The organism is Dokdonia sp. PRO95 (assembly GCF_000355805.1).
Lineage (GTDB): Bacteria > Bacteroidota > Bacteroidia > Flavobacteriales > Flavobacteriaceae > Dokdonia.
Genome location: NZ_CM001837.1, coordinates 2,755,774 through 2,781,530, shown reverse-complemented (window position 1 = coordinate 2,781,530; position 25,757 = coordinate 2,755,774). Strand labels below are relative to the sequence as shown.

Genomic DNA, 25,757 nt, shown 5'->3' with positions numbered 1-25,757 from the left:
TTACGGTATTTTCTATATTCATCCACTATCAATAATCGACAAATAGTTATGAAAGAAAAATACGTATTCCTCTTGGTTTCTATATTCTTAATATCATCTAATTTAGCATTAAGTCAGACTTTAGATGCCACACTCTTAGAACTAGAATTTTCCAATGATGGATATCCTGAAAGACTTACGAGGGTAGATAATGGTTTTTTCTTCAGTTCAGAAGATGATCAATTATGGTTTTCTGATGGTTTGAGTACTAATACATTCATGGTAAAAGATTTTGCTTCTGGTTTATATGATGATATTACGTCTTTAACTCCTATAGGTAACAAAGTCTTTTTTGTTGCTGAAAACGGCTCAGACAATAGAGAACTATGGGTGTCTGAAGGAACAGAAGAAAGCACAATTCAATTGACAGATAGAAATGTAAGTTATAGCACACAATCAATTTATCAAATTATAGAGTATAATGGAAAAGTATACTTTGGAGCATATAGTGAAATATATGGAAATGAGCTTTGGGTAAGTGATGGTACTGTTGAGGGCACATTTGTTTTAAAAGATATTGAAGAAAGTGGTGATAGTTTTCCTAACGATTTTTTTGTTTTTAATGATCAGCTAATTTTTAAGGCTTCAGTGAATCAATATGGTACTGAATTATGGACTACAGATGGAACGGAAGAGGGGACCGTTCTATTAAAGGATATTCGAAGTGGCAACCAATCGGGCGCAGTTGCCCAAGGAGCTATTGTCTTTAATGGAAGTTTCTATTTTTTTGCTAATGATGGTAGCAACGGAACAGAACTTTGGAAAAGTGATGGAACACCTGAAGGTACAGAATTGTTGAAAGATATTCGCTCAGGAAATTCCAGTAGTAGCAATAGTATGCTTGGTGTAGTTTTAAACGATAAGTTGATATTTTTAGCCAATAATGGAATAAGCGGTAATGAACTATGGGAGACAGATGGGAGTACCGTTGGTACAACTTTATTTTTAGATCTCAATCCTGGTAATTTATCAGGAATTAATTATGATGCAATCTTACAATTAGAGGGTGATTTAATTTATTTTATTGGTTCTGACGGTGCAGAACAATCAGGTCTTTGGGTAAGTGATGGTACAAATTCTGGAACTATTTTTTTGGCTAATTCTTCACCTCAATTATTAGCGGGTAGTAGTACTCAAGATTATGTAGTTTACTTTGCGCAAAATGAAAATAACATGACCGTATTATGGAAAAGTGATGGCACTCCAAACGGAACAGTCATTTTATCAGAAGATGTTGAAGTTACAAATATATCTGTATCTGAGCAGGGATTTCTTTCATATGGAAATCAGATTTTTTTTAACGGGAAAAATGAAGTCAATGGTAACGAACTTTGGGTAACTGATGGTACCACTGAAGGGACTGAAATATTTTTTGATGTAAATCATCAATACGGAGTTATTCCATCATTATTAACTGCTGTAAGTGATAAACTATTTTTCAGAGGAAATAAATATGGTTATTATGGACTTTATACATCAGATGGAAATTTAGAGGGTACAAAACATCTAAATATAGGTTCAAATGCGGGAGGCATTGATGATGAATCCGAATTCATTGATTTTAATGGAAATCTTATTATTAGTGCAGATGATGGTGTACATGGTTATGAATTATGGATCAGTGATGGCACTCAAGAAGGCACGTCTATGATTAAAGATATAAATCCTGGTAATGCCAGCAGTATGATGAATTCTGATACATTTAGGTCTTTTGTGGTAGCCAATGACAAACTTTATTTCCATGCAGATGATGGAAGTGGCTTAGGGATGTGGGTTTCTGATGGAACTGGTGATGGTACATATAAATTATCAATCCCTGAGGTTCAAGTTTTAATTGGTCATAATGGATCAACACCTTTTACAATTTTTGGTGATGGCATTTATTATTTTGGATTTAGCAATGGAGTTTATGGCGTTTATAAAATAGATACGAATACAGAAGAAAATACATTTATACATCCATTTGTGCAAATAGAGCATATGTATGTTGCTAACAACAAACTTTTCATTATTCAAGATAATGGAGAAACAAACTATCCTCATGCAGCAAGAGAGTTGTGGGTTACAGACGGGACTACAGAAGGGACTTCATATCTTTTAGATTTTGCAGATGACAGGATCGATCATGTTTCAATTTTTAATGATGAATTTTATTTTATAGCACGTATTGACGATAGTGCTAATAAAGCATTATATAAATCTGACGGTACGATAGAAGGAACGGTTCCTGTCTTTACTAACAGTAACTTGCCTGTTACAACATATCCAACGAGTAAGAATTTAATTACTTGCGGTAATTACCTTTATTTTGGGGTGAAAAGGTCTTCAGGATCGGTAATTAGTGAGCTTTATAGGACTGACGGCACTGAATCTGGAACAATTGCTATAGTTAATGAAGTTAATGGTGCATTTAATATTATTAGTGAATTAAGTTGTTTTCAAGATATTTTGTTTTTCAAACAATATTCTGGTGAATTTGATTTTTGGATTACCGATAGTGAATCCAGTGATGCAGTAGGTTTCAATTTAAATATTACAAATGGACCACTTCAATCAATCTATAGTTTTACTCAAGCTGAAGATAAATTATTTTTTTATGGCCAAACAGAAGAAAGTGGCTCAGAAATTTATGTTGCTTATCCATCTGAAAATAATCTGAGCATAGAAAACAATTTAGTTTTAAATGAAAAAGACAAATTGACTGCTTTAGTTTACCCAAACCCAGCAAATGATGAGTTAAATATTAAAGTATCCAACCATAATAATCTTATTAGCGCTTTTGAGATATATAATTTATCTGGAAAAAAAGTTATAGATAAGATATATGAAGAGTTCAAAAAAGAAATAAATTTAAATGTAGAAATGTTACCTCCAGGTATCTATTTGATTAAAATTAATATCAACAATAAAGAACAGATTACTAGTAAGTTTATAGTAATTTAAAATATGTTTCGCTTAAATACAGTATAGTTCTATCTATGGAAATCGATCTTGTTGCCCATTAATTATTAAGCATAATAGAATCTCGATATAGAATCTCGATTTTAAACTTGACCTCAGAAAATTTTAGTATAACAATAGGGGAGTAGTATATTAAGCGCTTTATATTCTTAGACTAAGATACTCTAGATTAATCTCAAAGTTTTATAGGTGAGTTATGGTTATTCTTAAATTATTCTTGGTATTAAATTCGTCTTTATCAAATTTTTTATATGATTAAATACACCCTAATTTTATTCTTTTTTTTCTGCCAATTTTCATTTTGCCAAACATTTGTGGATGATGTTGAAAAAGTAGAAAATGTTGTTATCACTTATAAAGTTGACAGTATCGGTAAACGATATGATGTCAAAATAGATAGTGATTTAACAACTTATCACAATGTAGGTTGGCAAAAAGGCTGTCTAGAACATTTTACGAATGGTGAGCTCAAATATCCAATGAGAATGCTTAATGAAGAATGGAGATCAGTATATTATTTCGTAAATCCTAAATACAAAACAAGTTCCCTTAGAAAAGAAGATTTGCAAAAATGTGGGCAATTTAAGAAAGGTGAATTTAAATATATGGCCGCAGCTTACAATCAGACAATTATACTCAGAAGAAGAAAACGACAAATTGAAAAGAGTGGCTACAAAGATGAACGCCAAGTATACAAGATAGATTGGACAGATGAAAATAAATATGTTTTAACAACTCTCAAACTGCCGTTGCATAAAGACAAGGAAAAAATAGGGAATGTTATTGATGTAGAAATTATAGAAATTTTAGATGACAATTCTTACTTATATCGTTCGTCTTCGTCAAAAAGTGATAAGTTAATATTTGGAGTTATTAAAAAAGTAAAATAGAAGGATTGAATACTTAGGTATTGTTATGTCAAATAGAATCAACAACCCTTGACAATCGCTCAAACAAAATCATCCCGCACATTTTCCCATATAAGCGAATTATAACCAAAAGAATTACGAAGCATTTTACAGCTGCTAGTATTAATGAATCCAGTAAAGAGCTCTTACAAAAATACTCACAGGTTTATATTGTAGATATAGGATTCCGTGAATCTCTTAAAGTCAACTATAGCAATAAGACCGTAAAACGGCTGTTACATAAATGCTGACGATATAGACCTAAAGGCGCTATATCTGCATTTATGTAAAATAGAACCCAAAAGGTTCTATTCGCCATTTTACTCATATATCAATTTGTACTATAATTTATATTATGTCAAATAGAATATTTGATTAACCGTTTGAACTCTTTACAATTCCTAAAACAAATAACAATCTATACAGTCTCTCTTCGTACTACTTCTAGTTCACAAAGCGAAATCATAAAAGCATATACTCAAAGGTTCTTAAGTTTTTGGAGTAATGGCAATGCTACGTATGTAATCTCTGTGCGTTTATTTGAAATCAAACAGACTAAGTATCATCTGTTCAAATTTTGGCGAAAGCGTTATAAAACATTATTCTGCATCTAAATCCATAAATCCATCATAGCGAATGCTCGTGCGTTGGACGCTATTTACGGAGATCTGCACTTTCTTGGTATTAAAAAATTCTATAAACACCTCATAGGTTTCAGCATCTTGAGATATAGAAAATTTCATTTCTGTGGGATCTGTTTTCTTGTCTTTAGTAATTTCAAAGGATTTAGGAATTCCAGCAAATTCCACACCATTTGATGAGTTGTAACCACCACCCATCCTGCGCTCACCATAATACGGTAAATAAGCGCTCACGCTATCATTATGTATTTTGAGAAAGTTGCCGTTACCTAGTAAATTGATGCGGCTACCGCTATTACCAGCCCCTAGCCCATTATTTACTGCTAGTTGGTTGAGCACATTACTTGCCAGCGGGTATGCCCAGGTTGCTGTAATATCAATCTTGCGATTGTCTATTAATTCTTGCACACGGCTTGCTGTTGCCAGCTCTTGCTGCGTCATGGGTTGCTTAGTTTTACACGCAATTGCGAGGATAAGAAACGGGATGATGATGATGTATTTCTTCATAAGATGCAGTTTTATTAGATAGGTAGCAAAAACTATTCCTTTGTGGGGTGTTAACAGGGTGTTAGATTTTACATAAAACGACCATCGCTCGTAAGGCATTCTTGTACTTTTGCCGAATGCAAAAAACGAAAGGATCGCAAATAGAATTTATCGCACTTATGGCGGCTTTAATGTCTGTCACCGCACTATCTATTGATGCCCTACTTCCAGCACTTGATATTATAGGTGTTGCGATACAAACCAAAACTCCCGCCGATAATCAGTTACTTATAAGCATGATTTTCTTAGGTCTAGGCCTGGGACCACTCGTCTTTGGACCACTAGCCGATGCTAAAGGTAGAAAATCTTCTGTTTACTTTGGGTTTACCGTCTTTATAATCGCTTCATTTATATGTATGTACACACGTAGTTTTGAAGTAATGATATTAGGTAGGATATTACAGGGAATCGGACTTTCGGCGCCGCGTACGATCTGTGTTGCCATCATAAGAGACCTTTATGAAGGTGATTATATGGCGCGCATTATGTCTTTTGTCACAGTAGTTTTTTTACTTGTTCCTATTATCGCTCCCGCTATGGGTAAAGTGATTCTAGACATCTGGAACTGGCAAGCGATTTTCTTAGTACAGGTAATAATAAGCCTCTTTGTAATGCTATGGTTCTGGAGGCGCCAAGAGGAAACACTCAAACCAGTAAACAGAATTCCTTTTTCTATAGAGCGCATAACGAGGGGTTTCCGCGAGACTATAAAATATAAGCGCACCATGGGATTCACGATTATACAAGGTTTTATTGTTGGTTCGTTTATTGTGTACATAAGTGCTAGTCAGCAAATTTTCCAAAATCAATACGGACTCGTAGATGAGTTTCCTTACATTTTTGCTGGGCTTGCCTCGGCTATAGGCGCTGCCATCTTACTCAATGCCAACTTTGTCGTGCGTTTTGGGATGGAAAAAATAGTCACCGGTGCCCTCATAGGCTTCTTTATCGTGTCCATATTATATGTGATTTTATTTAATGATGTGCTGCATCCTTCGGTGTATGTACTCATAGGATTCTTTGCGATGCAGTTTTTCTGTATAGGTTTTATGTTTGGTAACCTTAGAGCGCTAGCGATGGAGCCTGTAGGTCACATTGCTGGTATAGGAGCGGCAATAACAGGTCTTATTTCTACACTTATGGCTGTTCCCATCAGTACGTTTATAGGTCGGTTTGTTGAGGAGACCACGCTCCCACTCTTCATTGGTTTTTCTTCGTGTGCCGCAATATCACTCTGCATTCTGTTTTGGATAAAGAAAAAGGCTCCAAGAACGGTTGTCTTGAAGCCTTAGTATAATAGTAGTGGTTTTTAGTACGCTTTCGCGAAATCGTAACTCCATAATCACTCGTTCCACACCGCAGCTGCCTCTTCTCCAAGAAACTGTTGCATGTTAAACTCTTGATTACGTGCCTCTATATCTCTAGCATAAAACATATCGCTATAGATAAAGCCAGCATCTTTTGCCATGGCAGCAGAAGCTCCGTAATAGATATGCTGAAATCGAGCCCATCTCGCTGCGCCTAAACACATTATGCAAGGCACACAACTCGTATACAAATCGCAATCTGAAAAATCTTTTGTACCCAGCGCTTTACATGCTAGCTGAATACAACGTAACTCTGCGTGCTGCGTAGGGTCTTGCGAACCTCCCACGAGATTATGACAAGCCGCAATGACCTGCCCAGAACGAACAATGACGGCGCCAAAAACGCCGCCACCGTCTGTATCTTTACCTTCTCGAGCTAGCGCAATGGCCTGCTTCATGAAAGATGACTGATAACTCATATTATTCAGATTCTACTAAAAGTACTGACTTAGCATTTACAAATTCCTTAATCCCGAATCCTCCGTGCTCTCTACCATATCCAGAGTCTTTTACTCCTCCAAAAGGCATCATAGGTTGTGCAAGTCCGTACGAATTAATGAATATCATTCCCGTATCAAAGTGCTCTTGTGCAAGTTTGATAGCTCCTTCTTCATCCTTAGAGAAAATTCCACCTCCTAGTCCAAAACGGCTATCATTTGCTATGCGCATTGCATCTTCATTATCCTTTGCCCTAATTAAAGAAGCCACTGGGCCAAAGAGTTCGTCATCATAAGCTGGTTGTCCAGGCTCTACGTTACTTAGTACCGTAGATGGGTAGTAATAACCGCTACCATCTAGTATCTCTCCACCAGTTTCAATCTTTGCTCCTTTTTCTACACTTTCTTTTACTTGGTCGCTTAGCAACTCCTGTAAATCTTTACGAGCAATTGGTCCTAGTTGTGTTCCATCCTTATTAGGATCTCCCATGACTACATCTTTCATTCCTTGTACAAAGCCTTCCTTAAATGCATCATATACTTTATCTACTACGATAAAACGTTTTGCAGCAATACAAGTCTCACCATTGTTTATGATTCTACCTTGTACACAAGCTTTTACGGCTTCTTCTACATCTGCATCATCAAGTACGATGTATGCATCATTACTTCCCAGCTCTAACACTGTCTTCTTAATAGATGCTCCCGCAGTTTTTGCTATGATTTTTCCTCCAGCAGAACTTCCTGTAAATGTCACTCCGCGTACTTTATCATTGCTTATCACCTTATCTGACTGTGCGTGATCTATCACAAGCACCTTAAAAAGTCCTTCTGGCACACCGGCCTTAAGTAAGAGCTCTTCTATTAATAATGCGCTTCCCGTTACATTCTGAGCGTGTTTTAGTAATATCCCGTTACCCGCTAGTAAGTTGGCAATGGCAACTCTAAGTGGTTGGTATGTAGGGAAATTCCACGGCTGGATACTATATATAACTCCTTCTGGAGCATATGATATAATACCTTTTCCGCCATCCATTAGTGTTCGTTCTATGGGTTGTAATTCTTTTACACCATTTTTTGCAGTGTATTCTGTGATAGCAATACAAAGATCAATCTCACTTTTACCTTGCTCAATGGTTTTACCCATCTCATCGGTCATGAGTTGTACAAGTTGATCTTTATAATTTTTTAGTTGCTCTCCTATATTCTTTATTACAGTGGCTCTATCGTCAAGCGATTGCATTTTCCAGTCATTAAAAGCCTCGTGACAGTTGTCTATCGCTTCAGTAACCTGATCATCTGTAAAATATGTATACTCCTTAATTGATTGTTCGGTATGAGGATTTATGGTTCTAAATCCTCCTTTTATTTCTCTTTCCATTGGTAATAATTTTTTTTGTTGTTGTAAAATTAGAGGGAGATCATATGCTTAAGATGTACTTTAATAGTATTTAAGAGTTGTCTTTAGAGAAGTTTAACGAGTACGGTATCTTCTCGCTGTAAAAAGATAGAGCCACTAACATATATATGGTAGTGGCTCTTTGTAATTGGTTTGGCTTAATTAAATAAACAAGTAATTGTATGGATTTTACTCGTTTTCTAATAAAACATCTCCGTTTCCTTTAATCTCAAATTCTTCTTTTGGGATGGTACGATTAAAGTTTGATGATCTTCTGTGTGCATCTTGAAAGTCTGCATGCTTTTTGTTCTGTGTAGTATTCATAGCTCAATTTTTTTTGAGTAAAGGTATTTTAAAGCTTTCTACCTTATTGTTAATCAAAATGCTAATTCAGAGTTATTTAACGTTTTGAGCTGCCGATGCTACAATCCCGTTCTCTGGTTCTGAAACATAAATAACTACTGTAATGTCGTCATCCTTTGCTACCCACGAAGGAATACTTAGAATAACATCTTGCTGATTATAAGAAGTTTGATCCTTTTTAAAATTTGCAACGATGTGCGTATTTTTTAAGGTTTTGTTTCTGTTTTCTCCTCTATTTACAATGGTCGTTTTTTCCTTTACAGTGAGAGCATACATAATTATAGCATCATCTGGAAGCTCTTTAAAACTTGCTTGAATAGTAACACCTTCCGCCATACGCGCTACTGAAGCAATAGTAACTGCTGACTTATCAATACGACTAGTTTCACTAGCTACTGCTCCCTTTAGCTCTCTTTCATTAGATCCTACCACATGATTACGACCATTAATAACTGCTTGAGGAGTATAAACGCTCCTTATATTAAAAGTACGACCATATTCATACTGGTGATTTGTATTACTAGCAGATGCGTAAGGATCTTTCCAGCCTATATAATCCCAATAGTCTACATGATAAGAAAGAATAATAACGTCCTCCTTAAGTTCTTTAGATAGATGAGCTATCAATCTATCTGCAGGTGGACAACTACTACATCCTTGTGATGTAAATAATTCAATCACCGTAGGAGATTGACCGATTGCTGTAAATATTGTGCTTAATAATAAAAACGAAGTGAGCAGTATTGATTTCATAGGAACCATTTTATAATGGGTCGAGAGTAGATAGTTTCCATTACATAGACATTATTAGAATTAAAACGAAACAATAGCAACAACGTTGATGTAATCAGCTTTCGCCAATTTACAAAACTGTTATTCAACAGATTAAGTGTTTTGTAGATTTAAAATTTTCGCGAAAGCGGTACTTCCCTCTTACCTAGCATAATGTACTTTTTAGACTTTGGCACGCTACTTGTAATTACCTAATCGTGAATGTCAATCCACACAATTAATTAAAAACGAACATTATGAAACATCTTGCATTATTATTTATAGGACTACTTACCTTCTCGGCAAGTACCTATGCAGCAGTAGAAGATACATCGATACGACGCGGTACCGTATATGACGGTAGCAAGTATATTTTTGTAGAAAACGGTATCGAGTTTTCAGTATTTCCAGATGGAGAATTTGATTTTTACATACCAGAGTATGTAGAAGGCGTAAGTCTTTCTGTAAATGCTGGCCCAGTAGGAATAAGCTTTAACACAGGTTTTGACTACGATCCATACGTACAATATGATGAGTATGGAGCTGTGATACAAATAGAAAACACTCCCCTATATTATGATCACTATGGACGCCTAGCACAAGCAGGTGACGTACGTATCAACTATAGAAACAACAGAATATCTCGCGTAGGAGGACTACAGATTTATTACAACAACCGCGGATTATTTTCTCACTATACAGGCTTCATCAACGTGTATAATAGAAACTATGTATTCCACCCATACCACAACTTTTATTACAGACCAGTTTTTAACAGATGTCTAGTATTTACTACTCCTTATAGAAGATTCTATTCACCAGTACGTTATAACTATGCATTCCATAGAAACAATTATAGTAGAGGTTACAACCGTGGGTATGCAAATGCTCGCCGTGACTTTAGACGTCCAGATAGAGGTCGTGTAGCTCACAATAATGGTAGACGCGATAATGTAGACCGTAATAACGCTCGCTTTACAAGAGCAAACACAGGACGCGTTGCAAGTCGTGCTAACACTACTACTACAAGAAGGAATAATACTTCTGCACGTAGAACATCTAGCGCAAATACATCAAGTAGAAATGGTCGTGTAGCACAATCTACTAGCCGTAATGGTGCACAGAGAGGTACTGCTACTACAACGTCAAGAAGAAGTACAAACAAGCGTGCTGTAATCTCTAATCGTAATGAAACACAACGAGGAAGACCTACAGTAGCTACTACACCTAGACAACGCCCTACGGCATCTTCTAGATCTGGTAATAGCGTACGTAAAAGTACTCCTAGAACAATAAGACCTACAACGCGTACTACAAACAGAAGTACTAAGTCTGTAGCAACAAATAGAGGATCACGTACACAGTCTAAAGCTGCACCTCGTACCTCACAAAAAAGAGCGGTATCTACTAAGAGTAGAAGCTCAAGTAAAGTAAACACTCAGCGATCTTCATCTCGTAAAGCTGCACCGCAGCGCACGAGCAGAAGCTCAAATAGCAAGTCAAGTAGAAGCACATCTACGAGATCTAGAAGAGGATAAGAATTAGATTTTTGGTTGGTTAGTTTGGTAGACCCTAGTTGCTATAAGCGCTAGGGTCTTCTTTTTTTTATAACTTAGCTACTATTAACCATAAGTGTCTAAATATGAGAATTTTAAACGTATTACTTGTTCTGGTAGTGCTTACTGCCAGTTGTAAAAAGAAAAAGAAATCTAACACCACCACTAGTCCACCCATTACTTCTACAAGCAACAGACCTAGTGATAGCGCTAGAGAAGCTGCCATCTTACAGCTCGTAAATGACTACCGAGACTCTCTTGGTATCAGTACCTTGAGAACCACTACCCTATCTCAAGCCCAAGCCCGTGATCATACTAATTATATGGTAGACAAGCGGCTTATGAGTCACGATAACTTCTTTAAGCGAAGTGATTACTTAAAGAATAAAGGCGCCAAGTATGTGAGTGAAAACGTAGGTAAAGGTTACCGAACAGCACAAGGAGTTGTAAGAGGATGGCTCAATAGCCCCAAGCACAAAGCAGCTATAGAAAGTGATGCCACACATACCAGCATTGCGTCCATACAAGATGCAAACGGTATATGGTACGACACGCAGCTTTTTATAGACTTTTGATATAATTGCGCTTTCGCGAAAATGTGAACACTCAATTTCAGTATCTTAGGAACTTCAAAAACCATAATAACCAATGATTAGATCCCTTACCATTACCGCTTGTATACTAGCGATGTTTTCTTGTCAAGAATCAAAGAAAAAAGTAGTAGCACCACCCAAAGAAATGACGGAGGCCGAAGTACTAGCAAAAGCCAAAGAAATACACAGCAACGTGATGACGCTAGACACGCATTGTGATATAAACGTAGATAACTTTACAGACACCGTAAACTATACACAAAATCTGGCATCACAGGTAAACTTACCTAAAATGAAAGAAGGTGGTCTAGACGTGCCGTGGTTTGTAGTCTATACTGGTCAAGGAGAACTTAACGAAGAAGGTTATAAAGCCGCTTATGAGAATGCGATGTCAAAGTTTGACGCCATTCATAAACTATGTGAAGAGATTGCTCCAGAGCAAATCCAACTAGCTACGACTTCTCAAGAAGCAAGAGATATCTGGAAATCTGGTAAAAAAGTAGCCATGATAGGTATAGAAAATGGATATCCAGTAGGAACAGATGTTTCTAATGTAGAGAAGTTTTATAACCTAGGAGGTCGTTACATGTCTCTAGCCCATAATGGACACAGTCAGCTAAGTGATAGTAACACCGGTGAAGCCGACGATGTATGGCTGCACAATGGACTAAGTGACTTAGGAAAAGAAGTTATTGCAGAGATGAACCGTGTAGGCATGATGATAGATGTATCACACCCTAGCAAGGAAGCCATGCGCCAGATGATTGAGCTAAGTGAGACTCCTATTATAGCTTCTCACTCTTCTGCCAGGGCATTATGTAACCATAGCCGTAATCTTGATGATGAGCAATTGCAATGGATGCAGGATAACGGTGGTGTTGTGCAAACAGTTGCATTTAAAAGCTACTTAAACACAGAAAAAAATGACGCCTACCAAGCCGAAGCAAATCAAATAATAAAAAATATCGCAGATTCTCTAGGTGTAACGTGGCTCGATCGCAAAGAAGCGAGAGCACTACCTGAAGCTGAAAGAAAGGCTTACTATGAGACCTATACAAACGTATTACTTCCAGCACAGAAGAAGAAACTAGCACAACGCACAGATCTTCCTCCTGCCGTAGATGTCACAGACTTTATAGATCACATCGATTACCTCGTAGAAAAGATAGGTATTGATCACGTAGGTATCTCATCAGACTTTGATGGCGGCGGCGGCGTTGAAGGATGGAGTGACGCATCAGAAACTATGAATGTAACTATAGAGCTTGTGCGCCGTGGTTATACACAACAAGAAATCGAACAACTGTGGAGTGGTAATTTACTACGTGTTCTTGATGAAGTACAAGCATATGCCGCAGAGCAGAAAAGCTAAGTTCTAATTATAGAAATTAATCATTCTCAAAAATAAAAGAGCCCAGAAGTTTAAACTTCTGGGCTCTTTTTATAGGTAAATAGTTATAATTTCTTCAAGAGATTACATATCTCGCTCTCTACAAATCTGATTAACTCTAAGCTTTAACTTACGCTCGTAATCCTCTTGTAACCAGTCTCTATAGTTTTTAGTGTTATTCATAATACTGTATGAATATAAACGTACACGGTAAGCGATATCATCTTTTAACTTACGTGCAAGGATTCTCGCATCAAAAACATCCTCACTATTTTCAATCACCATTTCTGCATGTTGCTCGATAGCATTTTCTAAGGCTGTTTTTGCCTTGAGCCCTTCTTTGATTACACGCTTATATTCCTTCTTGATATCAAAATAAACATTCTCAGTATTTGCAAATTCCTTACGTAAATCTGGAGGCATCACGTAAGTAAAGTTACGCTCAATCTCCTCATCTGCAATTAGGTTTTCAAGATAGAAATCTGGGTATGCAAAAATCTCTTTCCAGTCTATTGGTGCTTCCCAAAGTCCAAAACGTGCAGCATTATTTCCTAAATCAAGAACCTTGAATGTAGTTTTACCTGGTGCAATACGCGATCCACGACCTATCATCTGGAAATATAGCGTAAGTGATTTTGTGGCTCTATTTAAGATAATAGTATCTACCGTAGGTTCATCAAAACCAGTAGTAAGAATACTTACTGATGTAAGAATTGCATCTGGCGTATTTTTAAACCAGTCAAGTATTTCTGTTCTTTCCTTTGCGCTGTTTGTGTTATCTAAGTGACGTATATCATACCCTGCCATTTTAAAAGTCTCATAGACATAGCGCGAGGTATTAATCCCGTTATTAAATATTAATGTTTTCTTTCCTTTAGATTCCTCTTCATAGGCACTTAACAGCTTTTGCTGCATGGCGGTATCTGTGTACAGTATGTCTGAAGACTTTACTGTATAATCACCATTAATACCAAGTTTAAGCGAACTCAAACCTACGTTATAGCTTATAGTTTTTGCTTTAGATAAAAAGCCTCTCTTTATCAAAGCAGGTATACTCTCCCCTATTAACAGTTCGCTATAGTTGTCTTTCATAGGCAACTTAATATTAGAACTTAGTGGAGTTGCGGTTACCCCTAAAATAAAAGCCTTTTCAAAGTAGCTAAAAAGTTTTCTAAAAGAGTTATAGTGCGCCTCATCAATTATGACAAGACCCACATCTTCCATGTTCATCTGTTCCTCTTGCAATCTGTTTGTAAGCGTTTCTACCATCGCCACATAACACATGTAGTCCTCGCTATCATCTAGCGTCTTTACATCACTGCTTATGATCATGTTAGGGACCATAAACTCGTTAAGCATTCTTGATGTTTGGTTAGAAAGCTCAATACGGTGCGTGAGGATTACTACTTTTTTATTTGCTCTTTTTATATAATTACGCACTATCTCAGAGAAAATAACCGTTTTTCCACCACCAGTAGGTAGTTGATATAACAAGTTATAATCTTCTGATGTACGATCCATTACGCTAAAAACAGCCTCAAGATCCTTGAGTTGGTAGTCGTATAATTCTTTTTCTGGAGTTTCTTTTTCTTGAATAGCGTCGCTCAAAAGTGTAGGTTTCTTCGGTTAAAAGTGAATCTTGCAAAACTAAGGGATTTTTATGCTTTCGCGAAAGCGTACTGCAAGAATTCTTAACACAATTTTAAAAATTATGTCATATTTAATTAAAATAGGTAAAAGAGTATGCTTTAAGATGGGTCTGCTGCCTCGTCAAACATATCGGCATTAGGCCATTTACTTTCTTCTGCTAGAGAAACGATGCGCTCTATTCTCTCTCCTAGTTCTTCTAATAAATGATGATAAGTAGCATACTGCATGAGTTCCTTAAATGAGTTGAGCATACTTTTATAAAATGCTTCTGGTTGTCCCGGACTAGACTGTTCAAACGTCTGAGCGATTTCAATATTAAAAATCATCACATCAGAAAGTAATAGCGGGTTCATGCCCAGTGTTTTAAAGTGTTTAATATACTTCTGAGCAATAGAACGTCTTTTTCTAGGGCGTTTACGTCGGGTAGGGAAATACTCGTTACTTATTTTAATTTTTGCCTCGTCTACGAGTTTATCTTCTTTGGGGTTAAAAACAAAGTCATAATAGGTCTTCACCTCAGGTATACGCTCGTAAAGCTCCATAATTTGCTCTTGAAGCTCTACATTACTCAGTGTGGAAATTTGCTTTTTTAATGCCCGTTTACTCATTGCTAATTGATAAGTTATTGCGAATTTATAATAAAAAATAGTCGTAAAAAGCGAATCAAAAACCTATTTTTGCAACAATACCAACTTCATATATAAATCATCATTTTACAATGAATACACTTCAAGATAGTAAAGCCGTAAACTTGATCAAAAAACTCATAGGAGATGTTGCTCAAAACGGAATTATAACAAATACAGTGGTTGAAGACCTTAAAGCACTTCGCCCTCATACTATTACTGAGCAGCTACCATTATTAGCCAAAGCTACACGCCTTGCTGCTGAACATATAGAGGAAACAGGAACTTTTGCAATACCTATTCCTGCAGATGATGACATTGAAGATGAAAACGAGGAGATTATTGCAGCTGCAGATCCTGCCGAAAGCACTCCTGAAGAAAGCTTACACTACTTCTTTTGCCTAATTAGAGATGTAGATAAAAAAACTAATGAAGATGAATTACGTGAATACGTAAAAGCATTAAGAGAGTACTAGATATTAAGACTTCTAGTAAATTTCATATAAAAAAGCCACTCAATCGAGTGGCTTTTTTATGTAATCTAATTTTATGTGTAAAATTAAAATTGGACTAGTCTAATTTCTTTTCGATGGTTTTTCCAATTGCCGAGTCTTTAAATATGAAAGTATACAGCCACATTAACGTAAATGAAGGTATAATGTCTAGCCCAGGCACCACCTCTTCTATAAACGTAATAACACCCCCTACTTTTCCTGCCGTGCCCTTGTACATACGTGTCATAAGATAAGCAGATAGTGGTGCCCAGACCACATCAGACATGTCTCCTAAAACTGGTAATACCCAACTTGAGGTTACAATGCCTAAAACGTCTATAATTAGACCGAAGATTAATAATTTGTATTTGTTAGTTTGATTATCCATAAGTGTATTAAAAGTAATACTTTTAGTTAATCAAATAACATTCCAAAATTATTAATCTAAACTAGATGAAATTAATTTAAGAAATTCATTACGCGTTTCTTGCTTTTCAAATTGCCCTCTAAAACCAGACGTCGTTGTTGTTGAGTTTTGCTTTTGCACACCTCTCATCATCATACACATATGAGATGCCTCAATTACCACAGCAACACCTTTGGGATTTAAGGTTGAGTTAATGCACTCTAGAATATCATGTGTAAGTCTTTCTTGTACCTGCAGTCTTCTTGAAAAAACATCTACTATACGAGGCAATTTACTGAGACCTACAATGTGTCCATTAGGGATGTAAGCGATATGAGCTTTTCCAAAGAAAGGCAACATATGATGCTCACATAATGAATACAATTCTATATTCTTTACGATAACCATGTCATCATAATCCTCTTTAAACATAGCACCTTTCAAGATAGCACTAGGATCCATTTCATATCCAGAAGTAAGGAACTGCATAGCTTTTGCTGCTCTTTCCGGTGTCTTAACGATTCCTTCTCTGTCGGTATCTTCTCCTAAGTTTTTAATGATTGACGTAAAATTATCTTTTATTTCGTCAGTAACTTCAATATTGTATTCTTCAAAACTTCTATAAGGCATAGGAGATATTTTATTTTTGTTTAATCAAAGATACTATTTATTAAACATTATTATTTCTCTATTTAACTTTTTATTTAGAGTTTTCTTAGAATGTCACGGTTAGATTTGTCAAGCCAATCAAACACATGCTATGCGCATTTTTCTATTTGGGATATTCTCCCTGTTTTTACTATTACCCCATTTACTTCAAGCTCAGCAAACTAAAACGCTTAATGCAGAGCGTATCACTACGCCACCTAAAATAGACGGTGTACTTGATGATGCTGTATGGAAATCCCTTGCTACCTACGATGATTTTCACATGTTTGAACCTGGTAACGTTGGAACAATTGAAGAAAACCAGCGCACAGAAATTAAAATGGCATATGATGATAAGGCCGTATACATAGCAGCCTACTTGTTTGATCCAGACCCAGAAAATATCCCTAGTCAATTCAGTCAGCGCGATCAGGTTTTTTCACAAGCAGATCACTTTGTAGTCGCACTAAACACTTATAACGATGGTATCAATGAAACACGTTTTTATGTAACTAGCGCTGGAACAATAGGTGATCAACGTATTACACAGAATAACCGAGATTTTGGATTTAACGTAGTGTTTGAATGTAAAGTTTCAAGAGATGATAAAGGCTGGTACGCCGAGTACCGCATTCCTTATAACGCATTGCGTTTTCCAGAAGTAGCTGTTCAAGACTGGAGCGTAAACTTTTATAGAAGACTGGTAAAAAAGAATGAAACACATACGTGGAATTTTATTGAACGTGGTGTTGGTAGAGATACCCAATACAATGGCACCGTAACAGGTGTGCGCGACATAAATCCTCCGGTAAGGCTTACTTTTTTTCCTTTTGCACAAACCTCCACTAATTTCTTTGATGGAAATAGTGAAACCAACTTTGCGGGAGGTCTAGACATAAAATACGGTCTTACAGATAGTTTTACACTTGATGCCCAGCTAATTCCTGACTTTGGTCAGGTAGCTTTTGATAACGTAGAGCTTAACTTGGGGCCTTTTGAGCAAACATTTGGTGAGAATAGAGCATTCTTTACAGAAGGAATAGATTTATTTAATAAAGGTAGAATTTTCTTCTCAAGACGAATAGGTGGTACTCCATCTGGAAGTCTTGAGCTATTAGATACTGAAGAAGTAATAACTTCACCTTCTACCGTAAAGCTTGCAAATTCTGTAAAAATATCTGGACGTACAAAAGGAGGCTTAGGTATAGGATTTTTAAATTCTGTAGGACAAAAAACCTTTGCTACTATTGAAAATACGACAACTATAGAAGTTAATGGTTTTGAAGTCATTGAAAAAAGCAGACGAGAAGAAGTGATAGAACCTCTTACAAACTACAATGTATTTGTACTAGACCAACAGTTTAATCAAAACTCTTCTGTATCGCTTATCAATACGAATGTAACAAGAAGCGGCAGTAAATTTAGAAATGCAAATGTTACTGGTGGTGTATTTGATATAGCAGATAAAGGAAATAACTTTAGAGCCTCTGGACGTGCTATTTTTAGTAATGTCAGAGAAGCTGGAGAGACTACTAGCGGATTTTTATCAGAATTTGACTTTAGAAAAATTCAAGGAAACTGGCGTTACCGCTTCGGGCATGACTTTGCAGACACTAAGCTCAATATTAATGATCTCGGTTTAAACTTTAGAAATAATTTCAACAACTTTGCAGTAGGTGGTTCATATGAGTTAATACAACCCAAAGGCAAATTCAACAGGTATCGTTTTAATGTAACTGTACGACATAGACGTTTATATGAACCTAGTATAAAAACAAGAAACAGTATACGTTTTGATTCTTTTTTCTCAACAACAGAACGCCTCGCATTTGGGCTTGACATGAGTCTTAACGGTAAGGATCAGGATTATTTTGAGCCCAGAGTAGAAGGAAGATTTGTAACATTTGAGTCTAACTTAGGTAGTAGCGCCTTTATCTCAACAGATTTTAGAAAGAAATTTGCTTTTGATTTAAGAGGTTCTGTGCGCTCTTGGTTTGGAAATCAAGAACAATTTAATCACAGTATTAATTTCTCTCCTCGCTATAGATTTTCAGATAAATTGCTAGTTATTTTATCATCAAATTACTCTAGCCGAAAAGACAACTTTGGTTGGGTTGATAACACAGATACAGAGGTGTTTTTAGGCCTAAGAGATGTAGTCTCTCTAGAAAACAGAGTTAACGTAAATTTCAATTTTGACCCGTACAAGGCACTCAATCTAAGCCTACGTAACTTTTGGGCAGTATCAGATCACAGCAGTAATATCTATTACATTCTTAACAATGACGGCTCAAGAACTCAAATAGATAATTATGACACAACAGTACAGCGTGACCCTAATGCAAACTTTAATATCTGGAACCTAGATGTGAGTTATCGCTGGCGTTTTGCTCCAGGAAGCGAAGCATCCCTACTCTACCGCCATCAGATTTCTAACTTTGACGAGCAATCCACCTTAGGTTATGGCGAGAGCCTAGGCAACTTGTTTAATGAGCCTCTCAACCACACACTATCCCTTAGAGTTACCTATTTTATAGACTACAATAATGTAAAAGGCATCTTTAAAAAGACCGCTTAGTACGTTGGTAAAAAGCAGGCATTATAGTACTTTCACAGTTAATAATGTATTATGGTAAAGGCAGAACACATATCAAAAACTTTTGGAAACTTACAAGTCCTTAAAGACGTTGCTTTAGAAGTAAAAAAAGGAGAAGTAGTTTCTATTGTAGGGCAAAGTGGTGCTGGTAAAACTACACTATTACAAATTCTAGGCACACTAGATATGCCTGATCATAATGCCCAAACGCAACTTACCATAAACGGAAAATCACTAACCGGACTCAAATCTAAACTGCTAAGTGCCTTTCGTAATGAGCATATTGGCTTTATATTTCAGTTTCACCAACTTCTTCCAGAGTTTACAGCTATGGAAAATGTGTGCATTCCTGCATTTATCGCCAAAAAAGATAAAGCACCTACAGAGGCTCGAGCAAAAGAGCTTCTTGACTTTTTAGGCCTATCCCATCGCTATAACCATAAACCTAACGAACTTTCAGGAGGTGAGCAACAGCGTGTCGCAGTAGCGAGAGCACTTATTAATAATCCTGCGCTCATACTAGCAGATGAGCCTTCTGGTAATCTAGATACAGAAAGTGCAGATCATCTTCATAAACTGTTTTTCAGGCTGCGAGATGAATTTAATCAAACGCTTATTATTGTGACCCACAATGAAGAGCTAGCAGACATGGCAGACCGCAAACTTGTTATGAAAGACGGCGAGTTTGTAAACAGTTAATTTAGGTACGCTTTCGCGAAAGCGCACCACACCCCTACTACATAAAACAAAGTATTGCATGAATAAAAAGGATCTTAAAATCTTCTTGGATGAAAAAGCGATTCAATATGAGAATGGCGATTTTATTCCACATGATCCTATTCAAATCCCTCATCGATTTGAACTAAAAAAAGATATAGAGATTGCCGCTTTTTTAACAGCAACCATTGCTTGGGGAAATCGTAAGAGTATTATATCTAATGCAACAAAAATGATGGATATCATGGGGAATGCACCTTATGATTTTATCATCAACTACGATTCGGAACAAGCGCACCTTTTTGATGGATTTGTACACCGCACCTTTAATAGCGGAGATTTAGAGACTTTCATAAGGGCATTACAGCACATTTATCTCAACCATGGCGGACTAGAAAATGCTTTTAAGAAAGGCATCACAAGTGAAGGCCTACAGCCTGCTATTTCTAATTTTAAAAAATTATTTTTTGAGGTTGAACATTTACCAAGAACACAAAAACACGTGAGTGACCCACTCAAGAACTCTGCTGCAAAACGTATCAATATGTTCCTGAGATGGATGGTACGTGATGCAAATGCGGGAGTAGATTTTGGGATCTGGAAAACAATTTCCCCTAGTTTACTTTCTTGTCCTCTCGATGTACATACAAGCAATGTAGCTAGAAAACTTAAGCTGCTTAAGAGAAAGCAAAACGATGCAAAAACATTATTAGAGCTTGACAAAGCACTACGAAAGATGGATCCAAATGATCCTGTTAAATATGATTTTGCTTTATTTGGATTAGGTGCCTTTGAGAAGTTTTAATTATTCTCTATGCACTATAAGCATTATTTATATAGAATATGATAAGCTGTATTTTAGAAAGACTATTTTTGATTAAAATTAAATTGTGATAGCACCTCAAAAGCCTACTAACGAAAAAAAACGCCTCGAAGTTTTAAAGTCGTACAACCTTCTGGACACACTCCCAGAAGATGCTTATGATACTATCACAGAGCTCGCTTCTCACATCTGCAACACACCTATATCACTGGTGACTTTACTAGATGCAGATCGTAATTTTTTAAAATCAAGACGTGGGATAGATATCGCTGAGTCACCTAGAGATATTTCTTTTTGTGGTCACGCTATCCTTACAGAAGAACCTGTATTTATCGTAGAAGATGCACGCCTGGATGAACGATTTCAAGACAACCCACTTGTAAAAGATTTTAAAGCAATTTTTTACGCCGGTGTTCCATTACGTACAAGTGATGGTTATGCCTTAGGTACCTTATGTGTATATGATCATAAACCAAGAACGTTATCATTAGAAGAACAAGATGCACTACGTGGTCTTGCAAAGCAAACAGTATTGCTATTTGAAGCTCGCAAGCGTAATATTGAGCTTAAAGAAGCACAAAATGAAACAACACAGCGCAATGACCGTTTAGAAGATTTTGCTCGATTAGTTGCACATGATCTTAAGTCACCATTGGCAAGTATTGAAGGGTTACTTAACCTTTTAAAGGAAGACTATCTAGAAGATAATGATGAAGAATTTGGTACATATATCAAGCATTTAGATACTTCGGCTAAGTCTATGAGAGATTACATAGATGGGCTCTTGGAATATTATAAAGCAGATACACTACTTGCAACAAAGGAAGACACTACTCTTTTTACACTTGTTAAGGATGTCGCAGATTTACATAAATCTAGTAACGTAGCTATTAAGATTGAAGAAGATTTAAAACTAGTAGCTGTTTCTGCAATTGCTATAGACCAGATATTATCAAATCTAGTAGACAATGCCACCAAGTACAACGATAAAGAAAAACCAACAATCCAAATAAGCGGCAAGGAATCAATAGAATACTACACTATCTCCTTAAAAGATAACGGTACTGGGATTCCTGAAGATAAACAAGAAATCATTTTTGACCTCTTTAAAACTACAGGTACAAAGGATCGCAATGGTAGACAAGGGTCTGGAATGGGTCTTGCAACCGTGCGCAAACTTGTGGAAGGGTTGGGTGGTACTATTAGTGTTTCTTCTGTGGTAGGTGAAGGGAGTATTTTCACTTTTACCATTAGGCGATAAAGTCCGTTTTAAGTATTTTTGAACAAACTCAAAAACACACATGCAGTTTAGACATCCAGAACTACTTTACGCACTGTTCTTACTGCTTATCCCTATTCTCGTTCACTTATTCCAACTGCGTAAGTTTAAAACAGAAGCGTTTACAAACGTTGCCTTTCTTCAAAAGCTTAATATCCAAACGCGTAAGAGTAATTCTATAAAAAAATGGCTCGTATTACTATCTCGTATGGCAGCAATTGCTGCAATTGTGCTAGCATTTGCTCAACCATTTATTACACAATCAGATAGTGCCACGCGAGAAAAGGAAACTATTATTTACTTGGATAACTCGTTCAGTATGCAAGCAAAAGGTCCTTCTGGACAATTGCTACGCACGGCAACTCAAGATATCATTACTCATATTCCCGAGGATCAAACCTTCACTTTAATTACAAATACGGATACGTATAGAAACACCACTGTTAAAAACATGCGTAACGAGCTGCTACAACTACCGTATGCAGCAACACAGTTATCTGAAACTGCCGTAACACTCAGAGCACAGAAAGAATTTTCTAGAGACCAATCAAAGGATAAGAGGCTCATTATGATTTCGGATTTTCAGGATAATGGTGAGACGTATCAGCTACAAACTGATGGTGTAGAAAAACACTACGTGCAGCTCCAGCCAGTGATAAAAAACAATGTAAGTATAGATTCTGTTTTCATATCAAAAAGAAAAGCAGGAAGTATTGTACTTACTGTAGCACTTTCAGCAGGTGAAAAGAAAGATATAAATACTGCCGTTTCTCTATACAACGGCGAACAATTGCTAGCTAAGGGTACGGCGTCTTTTGATAGCGAACTAGGAACTACCGTTGTTTTTGATATAGACGCAAAAGAAGAAATCGCAGGGCGTATCGTAATTGAAGATCCCCTACTCGCTTTTGATAACACCATGTTTTTTAACATTAATAAAAGTCAGCCCATTAAAGTGCTTGCAATAAATGGTGCAAACTCAGATTATTTGTCACGTATTTTTACGGCTCCAGAGTTTGAGTATGAAAGTACAAACATTAAGAACCTTGATTATAGCAGCATACCAGAGTTTAATTATATTGTTGTAAATCAAGTTTCAGAAATAGGCGTAGCTCTTAGTGGTGCTTTGAACGCTTTCGCGAAAGCGGGAGGAATCACCACCATTATTTTAGATTCAAATGCAGATGCCGCTAGTTATAACGGTGCTTTAAGAAATTTAGGGAACTTTGAGATTTCAAAGAGTGAAACTACCAAACGATTAGTAACCACCATAAACTATGACCATCCCGTTTATAAAGATGTGTTTGATGCAAGGATAAAGAATTTTCAATACCCGTCAGTTTCAAAATCCTTTGCATTACAAGGTGGAGATGCATTACTTCGTTTTGAAGATGGAAGTCCTTTTCTCTCTTATGCTTCAAATTTCTTTGTAATCTCTGGAGGTATAGACGTGGCAAATTCGAATCTCCAAAGTTCGCCGCTCATAGTCCCTACATTTTACAATATGTCGCGACAGAGCTTGCAGTTGCCACGATTATATATGCCTATTGGGAAGAACGTAACATACGACATATCTGTCGCCCTTCAAGAAGATGATATTTTGAGTCTAGAAGACATGTCAGATCCCTCAAATACACTTATTCCTTTGCAACAATCTAAAGGGAATAAAGTGCAAATTACTACAAGTGACTCGCCATCTAGAGCAAGTATCTATAATATTAAGCTAGCAGATAACACAATACAGCAAGTTAGTTATAATTACAGTCGTAGTGAAAGCACTTTGCGGTATGCAGCATTAAACAACGGTGCTACAGATCACTATAACACCTCTGTAGAAGACCTTTTTGACGAATTCAAAACAGCAGATAGTGTCCAATCGCTTTGGAAATGGTTTGTTATTTTTGCCCTGTTATTCCTAGTACTAGAAATCTTGATTTTAAAATTCTATAAATGAAAGCACTCATAAAGAACGCCATAATTGTAGACAGTGATAGCCCACATCACGGTAGTACAAAAGATGTTAGAATTAAGGATGGCCTCATTATAGAAATAGGAGAACATCTAGAAAATACAAAAGGAGAGACGCTTATAGAGCGCGATAATCTCCATATATCACAAGGTTGGTTTGATAGTAGCGTGAGTATGGGGCAACCCGGATTTGAGGAACGAGAAACTATAGATCACGGATTACAAGTGGCAGCCTCAAGTGGCTTTACAGCAGTAGCACTCAATCCAAACACCTACCCTATTATTGACACAAGCTCTGATGTTACCTTTGTAAAAAAAATGGCAGAAGGACATGCAACTTCTCTTTTTCCTATAGGTGCGCTTACGCGAAATAGTGAAAGCGTAGACCTAGCAGAATTATACGATATGCAGCAAGCTGGAGCTGTGGCTTTTGGTGATTATCAACAGCCTATCGCAAATCCTAATTTGCTTAAAATTGCACTGCAATACACTCAAGGATTCAACGGACTTGTTTTATCATTTCCTCAAGAGCAGAAAATTGCTGGAAAAGGAATGGTAAATGAAGGAGAAATAAGCACCCGAGTAGGACTCAAAGGAATTCCCGCTATAGCCGAAAGTCTTCAAGTAGCAAGAGACTTACACATTTTAGAATATGCTGGAGGAAGCCTTCATATACCTACAATTTCCACAAAGGCAAGTGTGGAACTTATAAAACAAGCTAAAACGAAAGGATTAGACGTTACTTGTAGTGTAGCAATACATAACTTGTACCTACTAGATACTATTATAGATGATTTTGACACGCGTTATAAAGTCTTACCACCACTAAGAAACCAAGAGCACGTAGATGCCTTGATAGAGGGTGTAAAAGATGGTACTATCGATATGGTGACCAGTGATCATAATCCCCTAGATGTTGAGCGCAAGCACGTCGAGTTTGATAATGCCATGTATGGCGCGATATCCCAAGAAGCTACATTTAAAGCGTTACTTACCATTGTGAGTGAGAAGCGCGCAGTTACGCTACTTACTGCTGGGAGACGTAGATTTATAGGCACCAGTAGCACAATACAAGAAAATAGCCCTGCAGATATTACCTTATTTACAACAAAAGGCACGGCTACATTTACTCAAGAACACATCAAATCAACATCAAATAACGCCATATTCCTTAATCAAAAAATGAAAGGGGAAGTTTATGGAGTTATTGCAAATAACCAAATAGTACTTAACTAATGGATGAAAATACCGTTTTTGAAGGAAAAACAGCCGCAGTCTTAAGCTACATTACCTTCGTAGGATTAATAATAGCCTATTTTATGAATAGTGAGTCAAAAAATGAGTTTGCCGCTTTTCACCTAAGACAGTCATTAGGTTTAACCTTGAGCTACTTCCTAATAATGATGCCGCTTAGCTATCTTGACATACCTATGGCATCAATGGGATTTTTAGTACTATTCTTTGCGCTTTGGCTTTTTGGAATTATTTCGGCTTTTCAAGGAAAACGCCAACTTGTCCCTTTAGTAGGTGCGTTTTATCAAAACGTTTTCGGAGGAAACAACTAGTCTCCCTAAGAGCA

Annotated in this window: 23 protein-coding genes; 14 read left to right on the top strand and 9 right to left on the bottom strand. The window is 36.7% G+C overall.

Annotated elements, in window-relative coordinates:
- Positions 1-48: 48 nt before the first annotated feature.
- Complete coding sequence (locus D017_RS12580) at positions 49-2,982, top strand: ELWxxDGT repeat protein (RefSeq protein ID WP_035336891.1); 2,934 nt, start codon at positions 49-51, stop codon at positions 2,980-2,982.
- Positions 2,983-3,251: 269 nt separating this feature from the next.
- A complete protein-coding gene (locus D017_RS12575) occupies positions 3,252-3,890 on the top strand; it encodes a hypothetical protein (protein ID WP_152023897.1) in 639 nt (212 codons plus the stop codon).
- 617 nt (positions 3,891-4,507) lie between these two features.
- On the opposite strand, the gene D017_RS12570 is transcribed toward D017_RS12575, so the two are convergent.
- On the bottom strand, positions 4,508-5,056 hold the full coding sequence (locus D017_RS12570; RefSeq protein ID WP_035336889.1) for a DUF4251 domain-containing protein: 549 nt from the start codon (positions 5,054-5,056) through the stop codon (positions 4,508-4,510).
- Between the two features lie 101 nt (positions 5,057-5,157).
- Between D017_RS12570 and D017_RS12565 the strand changes: the two genes are divergently transcribed.
- Positions 5,158-6,387 (top strand): multidrug effflux MFS transporter, encoded by a 1,230-nt coding sequence (locus tag D017_RS12565; RefSeq protein WP_225969305.1) that lies wholly within the window; start codon positions 5,158-5,160, stop codon positions 6,385-6,387.
- Between the two features lie 50 nt (positions 6,388-6,437).
- Here the strand turns inward: D017_RS12565 and D017_RS12560 are convergent, their stop codons facing one another.
- From D017_RS12560 to D017_RS12550, 4 genes are all read right to left on the bottom strand, one after another.
- Positions 6,438-6,881, bottom strand: a complete 444-nt coding sequence (locus D017_RS12560; RefSeq protein ID WP_035336887.1) for a nucleoside deaminase — start codon at positions 6,879-6,881, stop codon at positions 6,438-6,440.
- A gap of 1 nt (position 6,882) precedes the next feature.
- Positions 6,883-8,280 carry an NAD-dependent succinate-semialdehyde dehydrogenase gene (locus tag D017_RS12555; RefSeq protein WP_035336886.1) on the bottom strand — a complete coding sequence of 466 codons (1,398 nt, stop codon included), beginning with the start codon at positions 8,278-8,280 and terminating at the stop codon, positions 6,883-6,885.
- A 207-nt stretch (positions 8,281-8,487) separates the two neighbouring features.
- Entirely contained in the window at positions 8,488-8,622 is a 135-nt protein-coding gene (locus tag D017_RS15550) for a hypothetical protein (RefSeq protein WP_262485445.1), read from the bottom strand.
- 72 nt (positions 8,623-8,694) lie between these two features.
- On the bottom strand, positions 8,695-9,414 hold the full coding sequence (locus D017_RS12550) for a DUF1223 domain-containing protein (RefSeq protein WP_051583907.1): 720 nt from the start codon (positions 9,412-9,414) through the stop codon (positions 8,695-8,697).
- Between the two features lie 275 nt (positions 9,415-9,689).
- Between D017_RS12550 and D017_RS12545 the strand changes: the two genes are divergently transcribed.
- The 3 genes from D017_RS12545 (at position 9,690) to D017_RS12535 (ending at position 12,953) form a co-directional block, all read left to right on the top strand.
- Entirely contained in the window at positions 9,690-10,970 is a 1,281-nt protein-coding gene (locus tag D017_RS12545; RefSeq protein WP_035336885.1) for a hypothetical protein, read from the top strand.
- A gap of 104 nt (positions 10,971-11,074) precedes the next feature.
- Positions 11,075-11,563: a CAP domain-containing protein gene (locus D017_RS12540; RefSeq protein WP_051583906.1), complete on the top strand. Its 489-nt coding sequence runs from the start codon at positions 11,075-11,077 to the stop codon at positions 11,561-11,563.
- Between the two features lie 73 nt (positions 11,564-11,636).
- Positions 11,637-12,953 (top strand): dipeptidase, encoded by a 1,317-nt coding sequence (locus D017_RS12535; protein WP_035336884.1) that lies wholly within the window; start codon positions 11,637-11,639, stop codon positions 12,951-12,953.
- 102 nt (positions 12,954-13,055) lie between these two features.
- Here the strand turns inward: D017_RS12535 and D017_RS12530 are convergent, their stop codons facing one another.
- Positions 13,056-14,579, bottom strand: coding sequence for a DEAD/DEAH box helicase (locus D017_RS12530; protein ID WP_035336883.1), 1,524 nt, complete (start codon positions 14,577-14,579; stop codon positions 13,056-13,058).
- Between the two features lie 140 nt (positions 14,580-14,719).
- Entirely contained in the window at positions 14,720-15,229 is a 510-nt protein-coding gene (locus D017_RS12525; protein WP_035336881.1) for a DUF6155 family protein, read from the bottom strand.
- 110 nt (positions 15,230-15,339) lie between these two features.
- Between D017_RS12525 and D017_RS12520 the strand changes: the two genes are divergently transcribed.
- Positions 15,340-15,723 carry a hypothetical protein gene (locus D017_RS12520; protein ID WP_013752154.1) on the top strand — a complete coding sequence of 128 codons (384 nt, stop codon included), beginning with the start codon at positions 15,340-15,342 and terminating at the stop codon, positions 15,721-15,723.
- A 94-nt stretch (positions 15,724-15,817) separates the two neighbouring features.
- On the opposite strand, the gene D017_RS12515 is transcribed toward D017_RS12520, so the two are convergent.
- Complete coding sequence (locus tag D017_RS12515; protein ID WP_035336879.1) at positions 15,818-16,129, bottom strand: hypothetical protein; 312 nt, start codon at positions 16,127-16,129, stop codon at positions 15,818-15,820.
- A gap of 51 nt (positions 16,130-16,180) precedes the next feature.
- Complete coding sequence (gene folE, locus D017_RS12510) at positions 16,181-16,777, bottom strand: GTP cyclohydrolase I FolE (protein ID WP_035336878.1); 597 nt, start codon at positions 16,775-16,777, stop codon at positions 16,181-16,183.
- Between the two features lie 130 nt (positions 16,778-16,907).
- On the opposite strand from folE, the gene D017_RS12505 reads away from it, so the two are divergent.
- The 7 genes from D017_RS12505 (at position 16,908) to D017_RS12475 (ending at position 25,743) form a co-directional block, all read left to right on the top strand.
- Positions 16,908-19,373: a DUF5916 domain-containing protein gene (locus D017_RS12505; RefSeq protein ID WP_035336877.1), complete on the top strand. Its 2,466-nt coding sequence runs from the start codon at positions 16,908-16,910 to the stop codon at positions 19,371-19,373.
- Positions 19,374-19,424: 51 nt separating this feature from the next.
- Entirely contained in the window at positions 19,425-20,090 is a 666-nt protein-coding gene (locus D017_RS12500; protein WP_035336876.1) for an ABC transporter ATP-binding protein, read from the top strand.
- 58 nt (positions 20,091-20,148) lie between these two features.
- Positions 20,149-20,913, top strand: a complete 765-nt coding sequence (locus D017_RS12495) for a TIGR02757 family protein (protein ID WP_035336875.1) — start codon at positions 20,149-20,151, stop codon at positions 20,911-20,913.
- Between the two features lie 85 nt (positions 20,914-20,998).
- A complete protein-coding gene (locus D017_RS12490) occupies positions 20,999-22,192 on the top strand; it encodes a GAF domain-containing sensor histidine kinase (protein ID WP_035336873.1) in 1,194 nt (397 codons plus the stop codon).
- A 40-nt stretch (positions 22,193-22,232) separates the two neighbouring features.
- Positions 22,233-24,164, top strand: a complete 1,932-nt coding sequence (locus D017_RS12485) for a BatA domain-containing protein (RefSeq protein ID WP_035336871.1) — start codon at positions 22,233-22,235, stop codon at positions 24,162-24,164.
- A complete protein-coding gene (locus D017_RS12480) occupies positions 24,161-25,414 on the top strand; it encodes a dihydroorotase (protein WP_035336870.1) in 1,254 nt (417 codons plus the stop codon). The genes D017_RS12485 and D017_RS12480 overlap by 4 nt, the downstream gene beginning before the upstream one ends.
- On the top strand, positions 25,414-25,743 hold the full coding sequence (locus D017_RS12475; protein ID WP_035336869.1) for a hypothetical protein: 330 nt from the start codon (positions 25,414-25,416) through the stop codon (positions 25,741-25,743). Before D017_RS12480 ends, D017_RS12475 begins: the two co-directional genes overlap by 1 nt.
- Positions 25,744-25,757: the final 14 nt, after the last annotated feature.

Excerpts from the sequence above, each read along its gene's own strand:
- D017_RS12580 (WP_035336891.1), top strand. The coding sequence starts at position 49 with ATGAAAGAAAAATACGTATTCCTCTTGGTTTCTATATTCTTAATATCA.
- D017_RS12575 (WP_152023897.1), top strand. The coding sequence starts at position 3,252 with ATGATTAAATACACCCTAATTTTATTCTTTTTTTTCTGCCAATTTTCA.
- D017_RS12570 (WP_035336889.1), bottom strand. The coding sequence starts at position 5,056 with ATGAAGAAATACATCATCATCATCCCGTTTCTTATCCTCGCAATTGCG.
- D017_RS12560 (WP_035336887.1), bottom strand. The coding sequence starts at position 6,881 with ATGAGTTATCAGTCATCTTTCATGAAGCAGGCCATTGCGCTAGCTCGA.
- D017_RS12555 (WP_035336886.1), bottom strand. The coding sequence starts at position 8,280 with ATGGAAAGAGAAATAAAAGGAGGATTTAGAACCATAAATCCTCATACC.
- D017_RS15550 (WP_262485445.1), bottom strand. The coding sequence starts at position 8,622 with ATGAATACTACACAGAACAAAAAGCATGCAGACTTTCAAGATGCACAC.
- D017_RS12550 (WP_051583907.1), bottom strand. The coding sequence starts at position 9,414 with ATGAAATCAATACTGCTCACTTCGTTTTTATTATTAAGCACAATATTT.
- D017_RS12545 (WP_035336885.1), top strand. The coding sequence starts at position 9,690 with ATGAAACATCTTGCATTATTATTTATAGGACTACTTACCTTCTCGGCA.
- D017_RS12540 (WP_051583906.1), top strand. The coding sequence starts at position 11,075 with ATGAGAATTTTAAACGTATTACTTGTTCTGGTAGTGCTTACTGCCAGT.
- D017_RS12535 (WP_035336884.1), top strand. The coding sequence starts at position 11,637 with ATGATTAGATCCCTTACCATTACCGCTTGTATACTAGCGATGTTTTCT.
- D017_RS12525 (WP_035336881.1), bottom strand. The coding sequence starts at position 15,229 with ATGAGTAAACGGGCATTAAAAAAGCAAATTTCCACACTGAGTAATGTA.
- D017_RS12520 (WP_013752154.1), top strand. The coding sequence starts at position 15,340 with ATGAATACACTTCAAGATAGTAAAGCCGTAAACTTGATCAAAAAACTC.
- D017_RS12515 (WP_035336879.1), bottom strand. The coding sequence starts at position 16,129 with ATGGATAATCAAACTAACAAATACAAATTATTAATCTTCGGTCTAATT.
- folE (WP_035336878.1), bottom strand. The coding sequence starts at position 16,777 with ATGCCTTATAGAAGTTTTGAAGAATACAATATTGAAGTTACTGACGAA.
- D017_RS12505 (WP_035336877.1), top strand. The coding sequence starts at position 16,908 with ATGCGCATTTTTCTATTTGGGATATTCTCCCTGTTTTTACTATTACCC.
- D017_RS12500 (WP_035336876.1), top strand. The coding sequence starts at position 19,425 with ATGGTAAAGGCAGAACACATATCAAAAACTTTTGGAAACTTACAAGTC.
- D017_RS12495 (WP_035336875.1), top strand. The coding sequence starts at position 20,149 with ATGAATAAAAAGGATCTTAAAATCTTCTTGGATGAAAAAGCGATTCAA.
- D017_RS12485 (WP_035336871.1), top strand. The coding sequence starts at position 22,233 with ATGCAGTTTAGACATCCAGAACTACTTTACGCACTGTTCTTACTGCTT.
- D017_RS12480 (WP_035336870.1), top strand. The coding sequence starts at position 24,161 with ATGAAAGCACTCATAAAGAACGCCATAATTGTAGACAGTGATAGCCCA.
- D017_RS12475 (WP_035336869.1), top strand. The coding sequence starts at position 25,414 with ATGGATGAAAATACCGTTTTTGAAGGAAAAACAGCCGCAGTCTTAAGC.